Genomic DNA, 13,808 nt, shown 5'->3' with positions numbered 1-13,808 from the left:
GGGCCATCCCCCGGTGGGGCGATGCCATCGTTTGGTCGGAGCTTCATCACTCGGAGCCCTACCGGATGGACTGGGACTAGCCGGACACACATTTTGTCCTATAAGCCTCTAATCCCTTTGAATTCCCTTCGATATCACCCACAACAGAGGGCTCACTGGCTAAACTGTTGATGTTTAGGTTGATTGCCTCAAGGGCCAAAGGAGGTGTGCGTTATGGCGCAGGCAGGAATTGGCGTCGACATCGTAGAGATCGGTCGTATGGAGGCCATTCTCGCTAAAACCCCTTCTTTCGCTCGCCGTGTGTTCACAGAAGAAGAGCGTGCGTATTGCGACGCTTCCGCTCGCCCGGCAATCCACTATGCGGCGCGTTTTGCCGCACGTGAGGCCGTTCTCAAGGCGCTCGGCACCGGCTTTTCCGATGGCATTGGGTTCAAGGACGTATCCGTTACGCGTGATGCCCAGGGTCGACCCATCGCCCTTCTGACTGGGCGTGCCGATGAGGTGGCGCGTGAGCTCGGCATCATTGAAGTTGCCCTTTCGCTTTCGCACACCGCCGGGCTTGCTGTTGCAAATGCTATGGCTATCACCGAAGACGTTCGTCCGGCCCCAAAAAAGAAGGGGGAGGACGAACGCGCGCAAATCGCACGGTCGTTCAAGGAGGCACGCTCTGTGCTCGACGAGCTTGAGCGCGTTCAAGAGCAGGAATTGAGTGCCGTTGCCGGTCAGGTAACGCTCGAGACGCAGGAGGATGCCGATGAGGCCGATTCTCAGCTGTGAGGAAGTTCGCAACCTCGAAGATATTATCGAGAAAGAAGGCACGTCCAAGGCTGAGCTCATGGAGCTCGCGGGCGAGTTTGCCGCAGCACAGGTAGAGCGCCTCTCGCCCAAAACAGTTCTGGTCCTCGTTGGCTTTGGCAACAATGGCGGCGACGGCTGGGTTGCGGCGGATATCCTCTCCCAGAAGGGGATCAAGGTCACGGTCGTGTCCCCGGTCGAGCCGGACGAGGTTCCCTCTACGCTCGCGCGCCATGTGGCGCGTCGCACCGCTGGGCGCGATGTCACCGTCTTTGTAGGTCCCTCGCGCGACGAGCTCTCGGCGCTGATCGCCAAAGCGGATGTTGTGCTCGATGCTATCCTGGGCACCGGCTTTTCCGGCAACCTCCGTCCGCCGTTCAATATCTGGATCGACGCCTTGAACGACGCCGCGGCAACTGTTGTAGCGGTCGACGTTCCCTCGGGCCTTAATGCGCAGACGGGCGAGGTTTCCGACGTGGCCGTCCGCGCCGACGTTACTGCCACCATGCTTGCGCCCAAGCTCGGGCTCTTTAGTGCCGACGGTCCCGAGTACGCCGGTGAGCTCATCTGCGGCGAGCTGTACGACAAGCTCGACGAAGTCATCAACGACGTCGAGCATGCCGCGGAAACGGTGGAGGCGTCCGACCTCATCGACTTCATGGGGCCGCTTCCGTCGGGTGCGAACAAGTACTCGCGCGGGTCGGTCCTGGTGGTTGCCGGGTCTGCCACCTATCCCGGTGCCGCCATTATGGCTGCCAAGGCCGCGGCGCGTGCCGGTGCGGGCTATGTTGCGGTTGCAGCTCCCGAGCCGTGCGCGAACCTCATCCGCCTTGCGCTACCCTCCGTCCCGGTCTTTGGCATGCCCGCGGACTCGCGCGGCGCCTTTGGTGCCGCCGCGCCCATGCAGGTGGCGGAGCTTGCCGCGCGCTACGATTGCGTTCTCTGCGGGCCGGGTATGACCACGGCTGCGGGCTGCATGGGTGTGGTCACGAGCCTTCTTGCCCTCGACAAGCCGCTCGTGCTCGACGCCGATGCGCTCAACTGCCTGGCAAGTGTTGCCATCGACGGCATCGACTCCACGCCGGAGCTCTACCGTCGTGAGGCCCCGCTTATCCTCACGCCGCATTACGGCGAGCTCGCGCGCCTGGTGGACGAGAGCGGCGTGGCCGACCTCGCCCACGCCATTGACGCTGCGCAGCGGATTGTGTGGGCGGCGGGGTCGGACAATCTCGTCATCATCGCCAAGGGCCCCACGACTGCGGTGGTGGGAGTCGAGAAGGTCCTGCTGCCGCTCTCGGGTCCGGCATCGCTTGCCACGGCTGGATCCGGCGACGTTCTCGCGGGCATCATCGCCGGCAGCGCGGCGCTTAACCACGACACGGTCGACGCATGGGAGCTTCTGTGCGCCTACGCCGTCGCCCTCCACTCCTACACGGGTTTTGCCGCGGCGGAGCGTTGGGGCGAAAAGAGCGTCATCGCGACCGATCTGATCGATCTTATCGGAGACGCTATGCGCCTCATGACCGACGAGGTCTTGGGTGACCTCGACGGCGAGGGTGCGCAGGGCGCCGCCGTGAAGGAGGCGTAAGACAGCCATGCCGCAGAGCAAGGAGCCCCAGACGCGCTGGGCTTGGGTGGAGATCGACCGCGGGGCGCTTCGCAAGAACGTCCGCGCGTTCAAGCGCCTGCTGCGCGGGCGCGAGCGCATGTGTTGCGTGGTCAAGGCGGACGCCTATGGCCACGGCGCGGCGGAGTGCTGCCAAATCATGCAGCAGGCGGGCGCCGACATGTTTGCGGTCGCAACGGTCCTGGAGGGCGTGAAGCTGCGCGAGGCGGGCATCACCTTGCCGATCCTCGTCTTGGCTGAGCCCCCGCTCGGTGCGATTCCTACGCTTCTTAAGCACAACATCATGCCGACGGTCTACACCGTCGAGTTTGCGCTCGCGTACGGCGAGTGCGCGGTCCAGGCGGGCACGGTCGGCCGGTATCACCTTGCCGTGGAGACGGGCATGAACCGTATTGGCGTGCCCTGCACCGAGGCAGTCGAGTTCCGCCGCGGTATCGATTTTCACCGCGGTCTTGCCTGTGACGGCGTCTTTACCCACTTTGCCACCGCCGACGACCCGGACGGATGGGACTACCAACTGCAGCGCAAGCGGTTTGACGAGGCGGTGCGCGCGATGCGCGACGCGGGCCTCGACTGCGGAACGGTGCATTGCGACAACACCCCGGCAACGATCTTTGACCCGGCGAGCCACTACGACATGGTGCGCGTGGGCATTGGCCTTTACGGCCTTATGCCCTGCGAGAGCGCGCGCGACAAGATTGAGCTCGAGCCGGTCATGAGCGTGCGGGCGCGCGTGACGCGCACCACCCAGCCGGCGATGGGCGAGGGTGTGGGTTACGGTTTCACCTACCGCGTGCCGCGCACGACCGTCCAGATCTGCACCCTGCCCATCGGCTATGCCGACGGTCTTGCGCGCGTGCTTTCCAACCGCATGGAGGTGCTCTACCGCGGCCAGCGCGTGCGCCAGGTGGGCAATATCTGCATGGACCAGTGCATGGTCGCTATCCAGTCGACGCCGGGTCATCCGGTTCCCGAGGCGGAGTACGGTGACATCATGACCATCGTCGGTCGCGACGGTGGCGCCGAGATTACCATGGACGAGATGGCCGCTCTGCGCGGCACGATCAACTACGAGGTTGCCTGCAACTTTGGCATGCGCCTCGAGAAGGTTTATCTGTAGGGAGCCCGCATGGGAATCATGCATATTCCAGGTCACGAACACCAGGGTCCGCGCGAGGTCTCACTCGAGGAGATTCGTTCGGTGCTGGGTGATTGCCGCCTGTGCGAGCTTGCGCAGACGCGTACCAACATCGTCTTTGGTGTGGGCAACCCGCACGCACGCGTTATGTTTGTGGGCGAGGCGCCCGGCCGCAACGAAGACTTGCAGGGTGAGCCGTTTGTGGGCCGCGCAGGCGAGAACCTGAACGGCATCCTTGCGCTCGCAGGGCTTCGCCGCGAGGATATCTACATCGCCAACGTACTCAAGTGCCGCCCGCCGGGAAACCGCGACCCCAAGCCCGACGAGGTACTCGCCTGCTCGCCGTTTCTGCGCGAGCAGATCAGGAGCATCTGGCCCGATATCATCGTGACCCTCGGCAATCCGGCGACGCACTTTGTCCTCAAGACCGAGATTGGCATCACGCGCCTGCGTGGTCGCTTCCACCAGATGGGCCACTTTGTGGTTATGCCCACGTTCCACCCTGCGGCGGCGCTACGCAACCCCAAGTGGCAGGAGCTGCTTGAGGCGGACTTCCGCATGCTCGGCGACTACCTCGCCCGGCACCCTCAGGGAACCGCCCCCGCGGCCACGCCTGACGCGGCGGAGCCCCTGGAGGCCCAGCGGCCTGTGTCGACCGACCATCTGCCTGCGGCAGGTGAGTGACATGGCCCTCGTGCGCGCGTCCGAAGGCGTGTATAGCACCTCCTCCGCAAAGGACACCGAGCGGCTGGGCGAGCTTATTGCCCCCTGCCTGGAGGAGGGCGACGTGCTCGTGCTCACCGGCGGCCTCGGCGTGGGCAAGACGCACCTCACCAAGGGCGTGGCGCGCGGCCTTGGTGACGGTCATCCGGTGACAAGCCCCACCTTTGCCCTCATGGCGGTGCACGACGGTGGACGCATCCCGCTGTTCCATTTTGACCTCTACCGCCTGCAGCATGCCTATGAGCTCGAGGACACGGGCATCTACGACGTGCTCGGCTACGAGGGGGCGTGCCTTCTCGAATGGGGCGAGCAGTTCCAGGACGAGCTGACCGACGAGTACCTGGGTGTGGTGATCTCGCGCGTGGCGAATACGCCCGATGCGCGGCGTGTGGAGCTCATGCCGCACGGGGCGCGCGCCGAGAAGCTCGCCGCGGCGATTGATGCAGCGGTCTGCGCGTCGGTTGCAGGGGAGTAGTCCCGGCGCGTCGCGCATCGGTCTTGCGCGCAACGCGCGATGTACCTTTGACGATAGGAAGAGTTGAAAGCATGGCAATGAGCGAACGAGTTCGCGTGGCGGCAATCGATACTTCGACGGACATGCTTGCCGTCGCGGTGGCGGAGCTGGCACCGGGGACTGGCGAGCGTGCGGACGTCCGCGTGTTGGCGACAGGTGACCATCTGTGCCGACGTCATGCGAACGTCGAGCTTATCGGAACGCTCGATCAGGCGCTCGCCGAGGCGGGTCTGTCCGCAGACGAGCTCGACGCCGTGCTCGTGGGCCGCGGGCCGGGGTCGTTTACAGGCGTGCGCATTGGCATCTCCACCGCAAAGGGCCTTGCCCGCGGTGCCAACGTGGCGCTTTTTGGCGTCTCCACGCTCGATTCTTACGCCTGGCGCGTGTGGCAAGCGGGCGAGCGCGGCCTCATCGCAGTGGCGGCAGACGCCATGCGCGGCGAGGTGTACCCGGCGCTGTACCGCCTTGATGAGGCGGGTGCGCATCGCCTCTTCGAGCGCGAGCGCGTGGTAAAGGCTGCGGTTGCCGTCGAGGAATGGGCGGCTCGCCCGGATGCGAGCGAGTTGCGCCTCACGGGCGACGGCCTTGTGCGCTACGGCAAGTTGTTTGCCGAGGCAGGGCTGATGGAGCGCGCGCTCGACCGCGAGCTGTGGTGGCCCTCGGGCGAGGGGCTTGTCCTCGCCGCTGCTGCCCGTGCAGGCGCAGACGGGCTTTCTGCGCTGGGCGATGGCGACCCGGCCCTTGTGCTTCCCATCTACACGCGCCTTTCGGACGCGGAGGAAAACGAACGCCGCCGCCTTGGCCTTACCGAGAGCGCCGCTGCCGCGCAGACGGGCGTTGCCGAGGAGCTCTCGGGGCGTCATCTGCAGTTCCGTCCCATGGGTGCGGCGGACGCGGAGCCCGCAGCAGCGCTTGAGGGGGCGTGTTTTGCGGGTGCTGCGCACACGCCCTGGACGGCCGCGCAGTTTCTCGACGAACTTTCTGATGCGGTTGCGGTGCCGCGCAGCTGGTGGGTTGCCCACGACGACGGCAAGCTCATCGGTCTTGCAGGCGGTATGATCGTCGACAAGGACGTGCAGATTCTCGACGTGGCGGTCGATCCCGCGCGCCGCCGTGCAGGCATTGCGCGCCGCCTGCTCGCTCAGGTGAGCTATGATGCGCAGATGCTCGGCTGCACCACGGCCTCGCTTGAGGTGGAGCGGGATAACGAGGGCGCGCGTGCCCTCTACGAATCCCTCGGCTTTACCGAGGCGGGCGTGCGCCGCAACTACTACGGTCCCGGTGCCGATGCCGTGGTTATGACGGCAACGCTGCCGCTCGTTCTGCCTGTTGACGCTGCCTCGCCCGAGCCCACGGCTGCGGTGCGGCGCGCGTGGCCGCTTGAGCGCCCCTGTCGCACCGACGAGGAGCGCGCGCTGATCGCGCGGCTGGCGCCGGTGCTGGCCATCGAGAGCTCCTGCGATGAGACGGCCGTTGCCATTATCGATGCCGATGGGCGCCTGATCGCCAACAAGGTGTCGACGCAGATTGATTTTCACGCCCGTTTTGGTGGCGTGGTGCCCGAGATTGCCTCGCGCAAGCATGTCGAGGTCATTGTTGGTGTGGTGGACGAGGCGCTCGAGGAAGCTGCAGAGACACTTGGTCTTGTGGGCCCGCTTGCGCCTGAGGAGCTCGCTTGCGTGGGTGTCACGCAGGGGCCCGGCCTTGTGGGCGCGCTCGTGGTGGGCGTTGCCTTTGCCAAGGGCTTTGCCTACGCCGTCGGCAAGCCGCTTGTTACCGTAAACCACCTGGAGGGTCATCTTTTTGCCAACCTGCTCGCCCAGCCCGATCTGGAGCCGCCCTTTATCTTCACGCTCGTCTCGGGTGGGCACACCATGCTCGTGCACGTGCGCGCCTGGGGCGACTACCAGGTGCTCGGCGAGACTCTCGACGACGCAGTGGGTGAGGCCTTTGACAAGGTCGCCAAGGCGCTTGGTCTGGGATATCCGGGCGGCCCGATTATCTCCCGCCTCGCGGAGGACGGTGACCCGCACGCTATTGATTTCCCGCGTGCCATGATGCACAGCCATGATTACCGCTTCTCACTGTCGGGCCTCAAGACGGCGGTGGTGACCTATATCGAGCAGGAGACGGCTGCCGGGCGCACCATCCACCTGCCCGATCTTGCCGCGTCGTTTGAGGCGGCCGTGTTTGACGTGCAGTTCAAGAAGGCGTGGGACGCCCTGCGTGAGACCGGGGCGCGCGAGTACTGCCTCGGTGGCGGCGTGGCCGCAAACCCGCATCTGCGCGCCTTGCTGACCGAGAAGCTGGGGCGCCGTGGCGTGCGCGTCACGCTGCCGCCGCAAAACGCCTGCACAGACAATGCCGCCATGATCGCCGAGGTGGCTCGCCGTAAGTTCAACGCGGGCGATTTCGCCGGCTTCGATGTGGACGCCGATCCCAATATGACGCTGTAGGTGCTCGTCGCCGCCCGCACCCGGGGGCCTCCGGATGGGCGGCGGGCAGTCCTGAGCTCGCGCGAAGGCGCCGCTGGCGCCTTCGGCTCGTGCGGAACTTGCCCCGCCCGGAGGCCCGGGCACGGGCGGTCGCGCCCGACATGGAGAAGGGACGCGGTGCAAACGCTGCTTCCCGCTTCTGCTAAAATCAAACGTTGCACATGCCTCCGTAGCTCAGGGGATAGAGCACCGCTCTCCTAAAGCGGGTGTCGTTGGTTCGAATCCAATCGGGGGCACCATTGCATCCAAACGGGTCGGGACGAAGACGCTCCCGGCCCGTTTTCTCACGTATTCAATAATCTGCGTTCGAGAATCGCAGTAGACCCGTTTGCTGCTGGCTTGAATCGTGGGGAAAGAGACGCATCGCGGCTGCTCTGCTCTGCGCATGCCGGATAGATTATTGAATAACCGATATTCCTCCTGCGGAGCAGGCCGTCCGTGCAATCCGGGGCTTTTAAATCTGGGAGCTTCTGCGCTAAGCGCTGGGCAACGTGGTTGCGTGAGGGGGTCATTTCGCCAAAACCATGTTTACTAGCTGCTGACGCCCCGTGAGAGCTGGTAAACACGGTTTTGGCGAAAACACTCCGAAAAACGCTGGAAGCTACCGAGCCTGCCCTCACCGAACAACAGGTATGTACTTTTCAATAAGCGTCAGAATGAAGTTATATGATTGCACTATGAAACTTTAGGGTACAATCCAATCAAAAGAGCAGCGGCAAGAAGGAGGGTGCCATGTCTTCAACGGTTATGAAGCCGACGACTGTTCGGTTTGACGAGGGTCTGAGGGCGCAGGCGACGGACATTCTCGATTCGATTGGGCTTGGCCTCAACGCGTACCTTACGCTTGCGCTCCGCCAGCTGGTCAACCAGCGCCGGATCCCGTTTGAGCTCGTCCCAGCACAAGAGGAGCCCAACGAGGAGACTCGTCGTGCGATGGTGCTTGCCGAGGCGAAGGAACTGGGGCTCATCGAGGACGATGCTGTTTCGTTTGACAGCGCCGATGACGCCGCCGCGTTTCTTGCGGGCCTCTGATGTATACCATCAAGTTCGAGCGCTCCTTTTTGTCCGATTACCGCCGCATCACGAGAGCGTATCCGTTCATCAAGCGTGAATTTGAGGTTGCGATGCGCGAACTGGCCGAGCGCGGTGAGCTACCCGAGATGTACGGGGCGCACGTGCTGGATAACCCAGGCGGGAACTACAACGGGTGCATAGACTTCCATCTTTCTGAGGGCAAGGTGGATGTAGCGGTTCTTTATCTACCTCATCGAACGAATCCGATCATCCGCTTCGTCCGGATGGGCAGCCACGCCGATTTGTTCCAGGGGCCGGTTGTAGAGGATTTTGCGAGATGCTCTGCAGCGGTCGAGCGCCCCGTCGCAGCGCGGCCGTCGGTGTCGAGCAGGGCACAGTGGCGCACCTAGCTGTGTGGGGCAGGGCGGCGTACCTAGTCGTGCCGGGTGGGGCAGCTCTCGCGATAGGCGCGCGGGCTTTGACCGACCATGCGTGAGAAGCGGTAGGAGAAGTTGCTCTCGCTGTTAAAGCCCACGAGCTCAGAGATCTTGCCGACCTTGTAGTCGGTCTCTGCCAGCAGCTCCTTCGCGCGCGTGATGCGGTAGCGTAGCAGATGGTCGTAGGGCGTGGTGCCGAGGTTTTGGCGGAAGAGTTTGAGCAGGTAGGACTTGCTCACCTTTGCCGCGCGCGCCAGGTCGTCCAAGGTGACGGGCTCGGCGTAGGCGCTCTCGATGAGCTCACAGGCGTGCCGTACGGCCTCGCCGCCCAAGGCGGACTCGGAGTTTGCCTGCGCGGCGCCTACCATTTCGGCGAGCAGACTGTGGATGGAGAGGCCCACCACGGTGGACGCCATAATGCCCGGCTTCTCAAGGTTGGTGGCGATGGCGGCAAAGTGCCGGCGCGCGATGGGCTCGGCAAGCTCCACCGGTCGCAGCGAGGTGACGTCAAGCGTCTCTGCCATGGCGGCAACACCCGGCCCATCGATATGCACCCAGAGGTGGTACCAACGCTCCTGCCCTCGCTTGGTGCGGTAGCGCTGTGGCGTGCGGCAATCGATGAGCAGCGCCGACCCCGGGCGCAGGGTCACGGCGTGGCCGTTCTGCTCGAGATATCCTTCGCCGTCGAGCGTGTAGAAGAGCTCGTAGCTGTCCTTCTCGGACCGCTCGGTAAAAAAGTCGGCATGAGCGTAGAAATCTCCCTGCTCCGTTGCCCAAAACGGTTGGGCAAGCTCGTGGTCGCCTGGGGTCGTGCGTATCCAGGTGCTGCGTTCCTCGAGGTCGAGCTTGTAGGTAAGCATGAAATCCCTCCTGTGGGATATCTCGAAGACATAAAGCGAATAATGAGTATGGAGCGCTTTGTGCCTCAAAAATATACTGCAAGCAGATAGAGAATCCGGCAGCCGTCCGTGCGAGCGGCGGCAGGCGGTGCGCGAGCGTCGGCAACTGGTGCTCGTGCGGGCTGCGAGGAGGGTTTGAGAGCTATGAGGCATCTGGCGATCGACATTGGCGCTTCGAGCGGGCGCCACATTGTGGGCGAGGTGGTAGACGGCAAGATCGAACTCACCGAGGTATACCGCTTCGACAACGGGCTCGTCGAGCAAAACGGCCATCTTTGCTGGGATATCGACGCGCTGGCCGAGAACGTGGTCGCGGGTCTAGCCGCGGCGGGCGAGCAGGGGCTTGCACCCGACACCATCGGAATCGATGCCTGGGCCGTTGACTACGTGCTTCTGGACGAGGACGGCGCGCGCATTGGGGACGCGGTTGCGTATCGCGATGGGCGCACCGAGGGCATCCGCGAGGACTTCGAGCGCGCGGGTGTCATTACCTTTGACGAGCACTATGCGCGCACGGGCATCCAGTTCCAGCGGTTCAATACCGCCTATCAGCTCGTGGCGCAGATGCGCGAGCACCCCAAGGAGCTCGAGCGCGCCCGCACCTTCCTCATGGTGCCGGATTACCTCAACTACCTCCTCACGGGCGTGGCCGCAAACGAGTACACCAACGCCTCTACGACGGCGCTCGTAGGCGCCGCGTCGCGTACGTGGGACGACGAGCTTATCGCCCGCCTCGGCCTGCCGCGCGCGATCTTCCAAGCCGTGCGGGAGCCGGGCGCTATCCTCGGCAGCCTCACGCCCGAGGTCCGCGCGCGCGTGGGCTTTGACGCGCAGGTGGTTCTGCCTGCAACGCACGACACCGGCTCCGCCTGGCTTGCCGTTCCCGCGCAGGACCCCGCGGCGGCCTACCTTTCGAGCGGCACGTGGAGCCTGCTCGGCAGCGAGAACACCTCTCCCATCACGGGTGTGGCGAGCGCCAAGGCAAACTTCACCAACGAGGGCGGCGCGTACGGCACCTACCGCCACCTCAAAAACATCATGGGTATGTGGATGGTGCAAAGCGTGCGCCGCGAGCTCGGACCGCGTGCAGACGGCAAGCTGCCGAGCTTTGACACGCTTATTGACGAGGCCTTTGCCGCGCGCGGCGACTTCCCGCTGCTCGACGTGGACGCCGACCGCTTCCTCGCCCCCGCCTCCATGGTGGACGAGGTTCGCGCCGCGTGCCGTGAGGCGGGCGGCCCTGTGCCCGCAGAGCCGGGCGAGCTTGTGCGCTGCATCTACGACTCGCTTGCGGCAGACTACGCCCGCGCCGTGGCGGAGCTCGGCGAGCTCACCGGCGTTGCGCGCACTTGCATCAACATCGTAGGTGGCGGCAGCCAGAACCGCTATATGAACCAGGCAACCGCCAACGCCTGCGGCATTCCCGTGTTCGCCGGCCCCACCGAGGGCACGGCGCTCGGCAACCTCATGGCGCAGATGATTGCCACGGGCGAGTTCGCAAGCCTGCAGGAGGCGCGCGCGTGCGTGGCGCGCAGCTTCAACATCCAACGCATCGACCCCGCGTGCTAAGCCTGCGGAAACGGGATATCAAGACGAAAGGATAGGGGAAGGCCATGTCTACACCTCAGAATGTACCGTCAGCTCAGCCGAGCACCCCGCTCGTGGAGACTCGCGCCAAGGTGGGCGTGTTCTCCATCGCCCTCGGCGCGTACCTGCCGCAGTTCCCCGAGCTCGTTCCTAACTTTGAGCAGCAGTACGCCGACTTCAAGGCAACGCTGCCGCCTGCGGTTGAGCTTGTGGACGGCGGCATGGTGACCACCAAGGAGCAGGCCCAGGAGGCGGGCGACAAGTTCCGCGCCGCCGACGTTGACCTGGTGATCTTGCAGATGCTCACCTACGCGACCTCCTACAACGTGCTGCCCGCGGTGCGCGACCTCAACGTGCCCGTGGTGGTGGTGAACGTGCAGAAGAAGGCGCAGCCCGACTACGCCACGACCGACATCCCCACCTGGCTGGGCGACCTCTACGCTTGCGGCGCCCCCGGCGAGGTCGTGGCCGACCTCAACCGCGCGGGCAAGCGTCACGCGGTCATCACCGGCGTGGTGGAGGGCGGCGACCCTGAGGTCGCGCGCCAGCTTGACGAGTGGTGCCGTGCCGCCCAGGTGCGTCGCCGCCTGCGCCGCACCAACATAGCCCAGATCGGCCGCCCCTATCCGGGCATGATGGACCTCTACATCGACGAGACCAACCTCTACAACCGCCTGGGCCTCTACACCAAGCAGTTTGACTGGGAGAAGATGTGGGCCATCGCCGATGGCGTGGATGACCAGGCGGCAATCGACGCGAAGGCGGCCGAGATTCTCGACACGTTTGACGTGGAGGGCGGTGCCGCGGTCTCGGACGAGCCCATTCAGGAGATGGCGCGCTACGTGCTGGCGTTTGAGCAGTGGGTGCGCGACGAGGAGATCGGCCTGGTTGCAAGCCACTATGACGGCTACGCCCAGGGCCAGGCGGGTGTGCTCGACTCCATGCTCATCCCGGCGTTCTCGATGCTCATCAAGCAGGGCACAGCGTGCGCGGTCGAGGGCGACATGAAGGTCGCCGTGGCCATGAGCATCTTGAAGACTATCGCCGGCACCGGTCAGCTCTCCGAGATGTACTCCATCGACTTCCCCGAGGATATCGTCATCATCGGCCACTCCGGTTCGGGCGACGCGGCCATCTCCACGGCCAAGAAGCCCACGCTCAAGGTGGTCCCGGTGTTCCACGGCAAGACCGGCGGCGGCTACCTCACCCAGTTCTATCCGGGTCTGGGCACGGTGACGTTCCTGGGCATCACGCAGGACGGCGACGGTCGCTTCAAGTTTGTGGTGGCCGAGGGTGAGAACGTCGACGGCCCCATCTTCACGTTTGGTGACACGAACATGCGCATGAAGTTCTCGATTGGCGCGCGCGAGTTCATGAACCGCTGGAACGAGACCGGCCCCACGCATCACATGGCCGCGACGCTCGGTAGCCATACGGACACGATTCTGAAGGTCGCAAAGATTCTTGATGTGCCTGTTGAGGTGGTGTGCCGGTAGGTTCGTGCGCCGTTGGCGGCCGGACGAAGTCCCCTTCGGGCGCTGTCCTCGTCGTCTGCCTGGGGCGGGTCGGGGTAGCCTTCGGGCGCTGTCCTCGCCGCTTTGCGGCTGCGGAGGCGCCCTGCGGCGACCCCGCCCGCCGTGCAGGACGCTGAATTACAGGCGCAAGCTCGACTCATGACACGTACAACAAGAGGAACCTGGAAACCAAGGAACCTATAGAGAAGGGATATGACCATGACTGACATTTTGAAGACGCCTGCGCTTGAGGGCTTTATCCGCATGTGCGACGACGGCTGGCTGCAGGGCTGGCACGAGCGCAACGGCGGCAACCTCACCTACCGCATGACCGATGCGGACGTGGAGGCCGCGCGCCCCGCTTTTGCGTCGGAGCCGCGCGAGTGGCATGAGATGGGCGTTACCTGCGAGAACCTGGCGGGCGAGTACTTCATCACCACCGGTTCGGGCAAGTACTTCCGCAACGTCACGATCGCGCCCGAGAAGAACATCGGCATCGTGGAGATCAACGAGGCCGGCAGCGCTTGGCGCATCGTTTGGGGCCTCGAGGGCGGCGCGGTGCCCACGAGCGAGTTCCCGACGCACTTCATGAACCACAGCGTGCGCAAGCGCGTGACCGACGGCGCCAACCGCGTGATCTACCACTGCCACGCCACCAACGTGATTGCGCTCACCTACGTGTTGCCGCTCACGGACCGCGACTTCACCCGTCCGCTTTGGCAGAGCGCCACGGAGTGCCCGGTTGTCTTCCCCGAGGGCGTGGGCGTGGTGCCGTGGATGGTCCCTGGCGGCGTCGAGATTGCCAAGGCCACGAGCGTCCTTATGGAGACCTATCAGGCGGCCGTGTGGTCTCAGCACGGGCTCTTCGCGTCCGGTCCGGATTTTGACACGACCTTTGGTCTGGCGCACACCATCGAGAAGAGCGCCGAGATCTACGTGAAGGTGCTCTCGACCGGCCAGCCCATCCTGCAGACCATCGAGGACGACAGCCTGCGCGCCATCGCCCGCGACTTTGGCGTCCAGCTGAACGAGGCGTTCCTCGACTAAACAATCGGATCCAAACGC

General features: G+C 64.5%; 12 protein-coding genes and 1 tRNA gene. 12 read left to right on the top strand and 1 reads right to left on the bottom strand.

Annotation, left to right across the window (positions count from 1 at the left end):
* Nucleotides 1–213 precede the first annotated feature (213 nt).
* The 9 genes from acpS (at nucleotide 214) to B5F89_RS05075 (ending at nucleotide 8,716) form a co-directional block, all read left to right on the top strand.
* Nucleotides 214–777: a holo-ACP synthase gene (gene acpS, locus B5F89_RS05115; protein ID WP_087430717.1), complete on the top strand. Its 564-nt coding sequence runs from the start codon at nucleotides 214–216 to the stop codon at nucleotides 775–777.
* Nucleotides 755–2,383 (top strand): NAD(P)H-hydrate dehydratase, encoded by a 1,629-nt coding sequence (locus B5F89_RS05110; protein ID WP_087430716.1) that lies wholly within the window; start codon nucleotides 755–757, stop codon nucleotides 2,381–2,383. The genes acpS and B5F89_RS05110 overlap by 23 nt, the downstream gene beginning before the upstream one ends.
* Before the next feature lie 7 nt (nucleotides 2,384–2,390).
* A complete protein-coding gene (gene alr, locus B5F89_RS05105; RefSeq protein ID WP_087430715.1) occupies nucleotides 2,391–3,542 on the top strand; it encodes an alanine racemase in 1,152 nt (383 codons plus the stop codon).
* Nucleotides 3,543–3,551: 9 nt separating this feature from the next.
* Complete coding sequence (locus B5F89_RS05100) at nucleotides 3,552–4,244, top strand: uracil-DNA glycosylase (protein WP_087430714.1); 693 nt, start codon at nucleotides 3,552–3,554, stop codon at nucleotides 4,242–4,244.
* A gap of 1 nt (nucleotide 4,245) precedes the next feature.
* A complete protein-coding gene (gene tsaE / locus B5F89_RS05095; RefSeq protein ID WP_087430713.1) occupies nucleotides 4,246–4,758 on the top strand; it encodes a tRNA (adenosine(37)-N6)-threonylcarbamoyltransferase complex ATPase subunit type 1 TsaE in 513 nt (170 codons plus the stop codon).
* A 71-nt stretch (nucleotides 4,759–4,829) separates the two neighbouring features.
* Nucleotides 4,830–7,253 (top strand): tRNA (adenosine(37)-N6)-threonylcarbamoyltransferase complex transferase subunit TsaD, encoded by a 2,424-nt coding sequence (tsaD, locus tag B5F89_RS05090; RefSeq protein WP_087430712.1) that lies wholly within the window; start codon nucleotides 4,830–4,832, stop codon nucleotides 7,251–7,253.
* A gap of 202 nt (nucleotides 7,254–7,455) precedes the next feature.
* Nucleotides 7,456–7,531 (top strand) — tRNA-Arg (locus tag B5F89_RS05085).
* 493 nt (nucleotides 7,532–8,024) lie between these two features.
* Nucleotides 8,025–8,324: a type II toxin-antitoxin system RelB/DinJ family antitoxin gene (locus B5F89_RS05080; RefSeq protein WP_087430711.1), complete on the top strand. Its 300-nt coding sequence runs from the start codon at nucleotides 8,025–8,027 to the stop codon at nucleotides 8,322–8,324.
* A complete protein-coding gene (locus B5F89_RS05075) occupies nucleotides 8,324–8,716 on the top strand; it encodes a type II toxin-antitoxin system mRNA interferase toxin, RelE/StbE family (RefSeq protein ID WP_087430710.1) in 393 nt (130 codons plus the stop codon). Before B5F89_RS05080 ends, B5F89_RS05075 begins: the two co-directional genes overlap by 1 nt.
* A 23-nt stretch (nucleotides 8,717–8,739) precedes the next feature.
* Here B5F89_RS05075 and B5F89_RS05070 read toward each other — a convergent pair whose 3' ends face one another.
* Entirely contained in the window at nucleotides 8,740–9,603 is an 864-nt protein-coding gene (locus B5F89_RS05070; RefSeq protein WP_158098422.1) for an AraC family transcriptional regulator, read from the bottom strand.
* A 183-nt stretch (nucleotides 9,604–9,786) separates the two neighbouring features.
* On the opposite strand from B5F89_RS05070, the gene rhaB reads away from it, so the two are divergent.
* The 3 genes from rhaB (at nucleotide 9,787) to rhaD (ending at nucleotide 13,790) form a co-directional block, all read left to right on the top strand.
* Nucleotides 9,787–11,211 (top strand): rhamnulokinase, encoded by a 1,425-nt coding sequence (rhaB, locus tag B5F89_RS05065; protein WP_087430708.1) that lies wholly within the window; start codon nucleotides 9,787–9,789, stop codon nucleotides 11,209–11,211.
* A gap of 44 nt (nucleotides 11,212–11,255) precedes the next feature.
* Entirely contained in the window at nucleotides 11,256–12,725 is a 1,470-nt protein-coding gene (locus tag B5F89_RS05060) for an arabinose isomerase (protein WP_087430707.1), read from the top strand.
* Nucleotides 12,726–12,962: 237 nt separating this feature from the next.
* A complete protein-coding gene (gene rhaD, locus B5F89_RS05055) occupies nucleotides 12,963–13,790 on the top strand; it encodes a rhamnulose-1-phosphate aldolase (protein ID WP_204230581.1) in 828 nt (275 codons plus the stop codon).
* Nucleotides 13,791–13,808 lie beyond the last annotated feature (18 nt).

This window comes from Collinsella sp. An307, assembly GCF_002161805.1.
Classification (GTDB): Bacteria; Actinomycetota; Coriobacteriia; order Coriobacteriales; family Coriobacteriaceae; genus Coprousia.
Note: the sequence above shows the minus strand (reverse complement) of the source record. Positions and strands in the feature narration are given on the sequence as shown.

What these genes read in the sequence shown, in the direction of transcription:
- B5F89_RS05075 (WP_087430710.1), top strand. Translation starts at nt 8,324, where the DNA reads ATGTATACCATCAAGTTCGAGCGCTCCTTTTTGTCCGATTACCGCCGC.
- B5F89_RS05110 (WP_087430716.1), top strand. Translation starts at nt 755, where the DNA reads ATGAGGCCGATTCTCAGCTGTGAGGAAGTTCGCAACCTCGAAGATATT.
- rhaB (WP_087430708.1), top strand. Translation starts at nt 9,787, where the DNA reads ATGAGGCATCTGGCGATCGACATTGGCGCTTCGAGCGGGCGCCACATT.
- rhaD (WP_204230581.1), top strand. Translation starts at nt 12,963, where the DNA reads ATGACTGACATTTTGAAGACGCCTGCGCTTGAGGGCTTTATCCGCATG.
- B5F89_RS05080 (WP_087430711.1), top strand. Translation starts at nt 8,025, where the DNA reads ATGTCTTCAACGGTTATGAAGCCGACGACTGTTCGGTTTGACGAGGGT.
- alr (WP_087430715.1), top strand. Translation starts at nt 2,391, where the DNA reads ATGCCGCAGAGCAAGGAGCCCCAGACGCGCTGGGCTTGGGTGGAGATC.
- B5F89_RS05100 (WP_087430714.1), top strand. Translation starts at nt 3,552, where the DNA reads ATGGGAATCATGCATATTCCAGGTCACGAACACCAGGGTCCGCGCGAG.
- B5F89_RS05060 (WP_087430707.1), top strand. Translation starts at nt 11,256, where the DNA reads ATGTCTACACCTCAGAATGTACCGTCAGCTCAGCCGAGCACCCCGCTC.
- tsaE (WP_087430713.1), top strand. Translation starts at nt 4,246, where the DNA reads ATGGCCCTCGTGCGCGCGTCCGAAGGCGTGTATAGCACCTCCTCCGCA.
- acpS (WP_087430717.1), top strand. Translation starts at nt 214, where the DNA reads ATGGCGCAGGCAGGAATTGGCGTCGACATCGTAGAGATCGGTCGTATG.
- tsaD (WP_087430712.1), top strand. Translation starts at nt 4,830, where the DNA reads ATGGCAATGAGCGAACGAGTTCGCGTGGCGGCAATCGATACTTCGACG.
- B5F89_RS05070 (WP_158098422.1), bottom strand. Translation starts at nt 9,603, where the DNA reads ATGCTTACCTACAAGCTCGACCTCGAGGAACGCAGCACCTGGATACGC.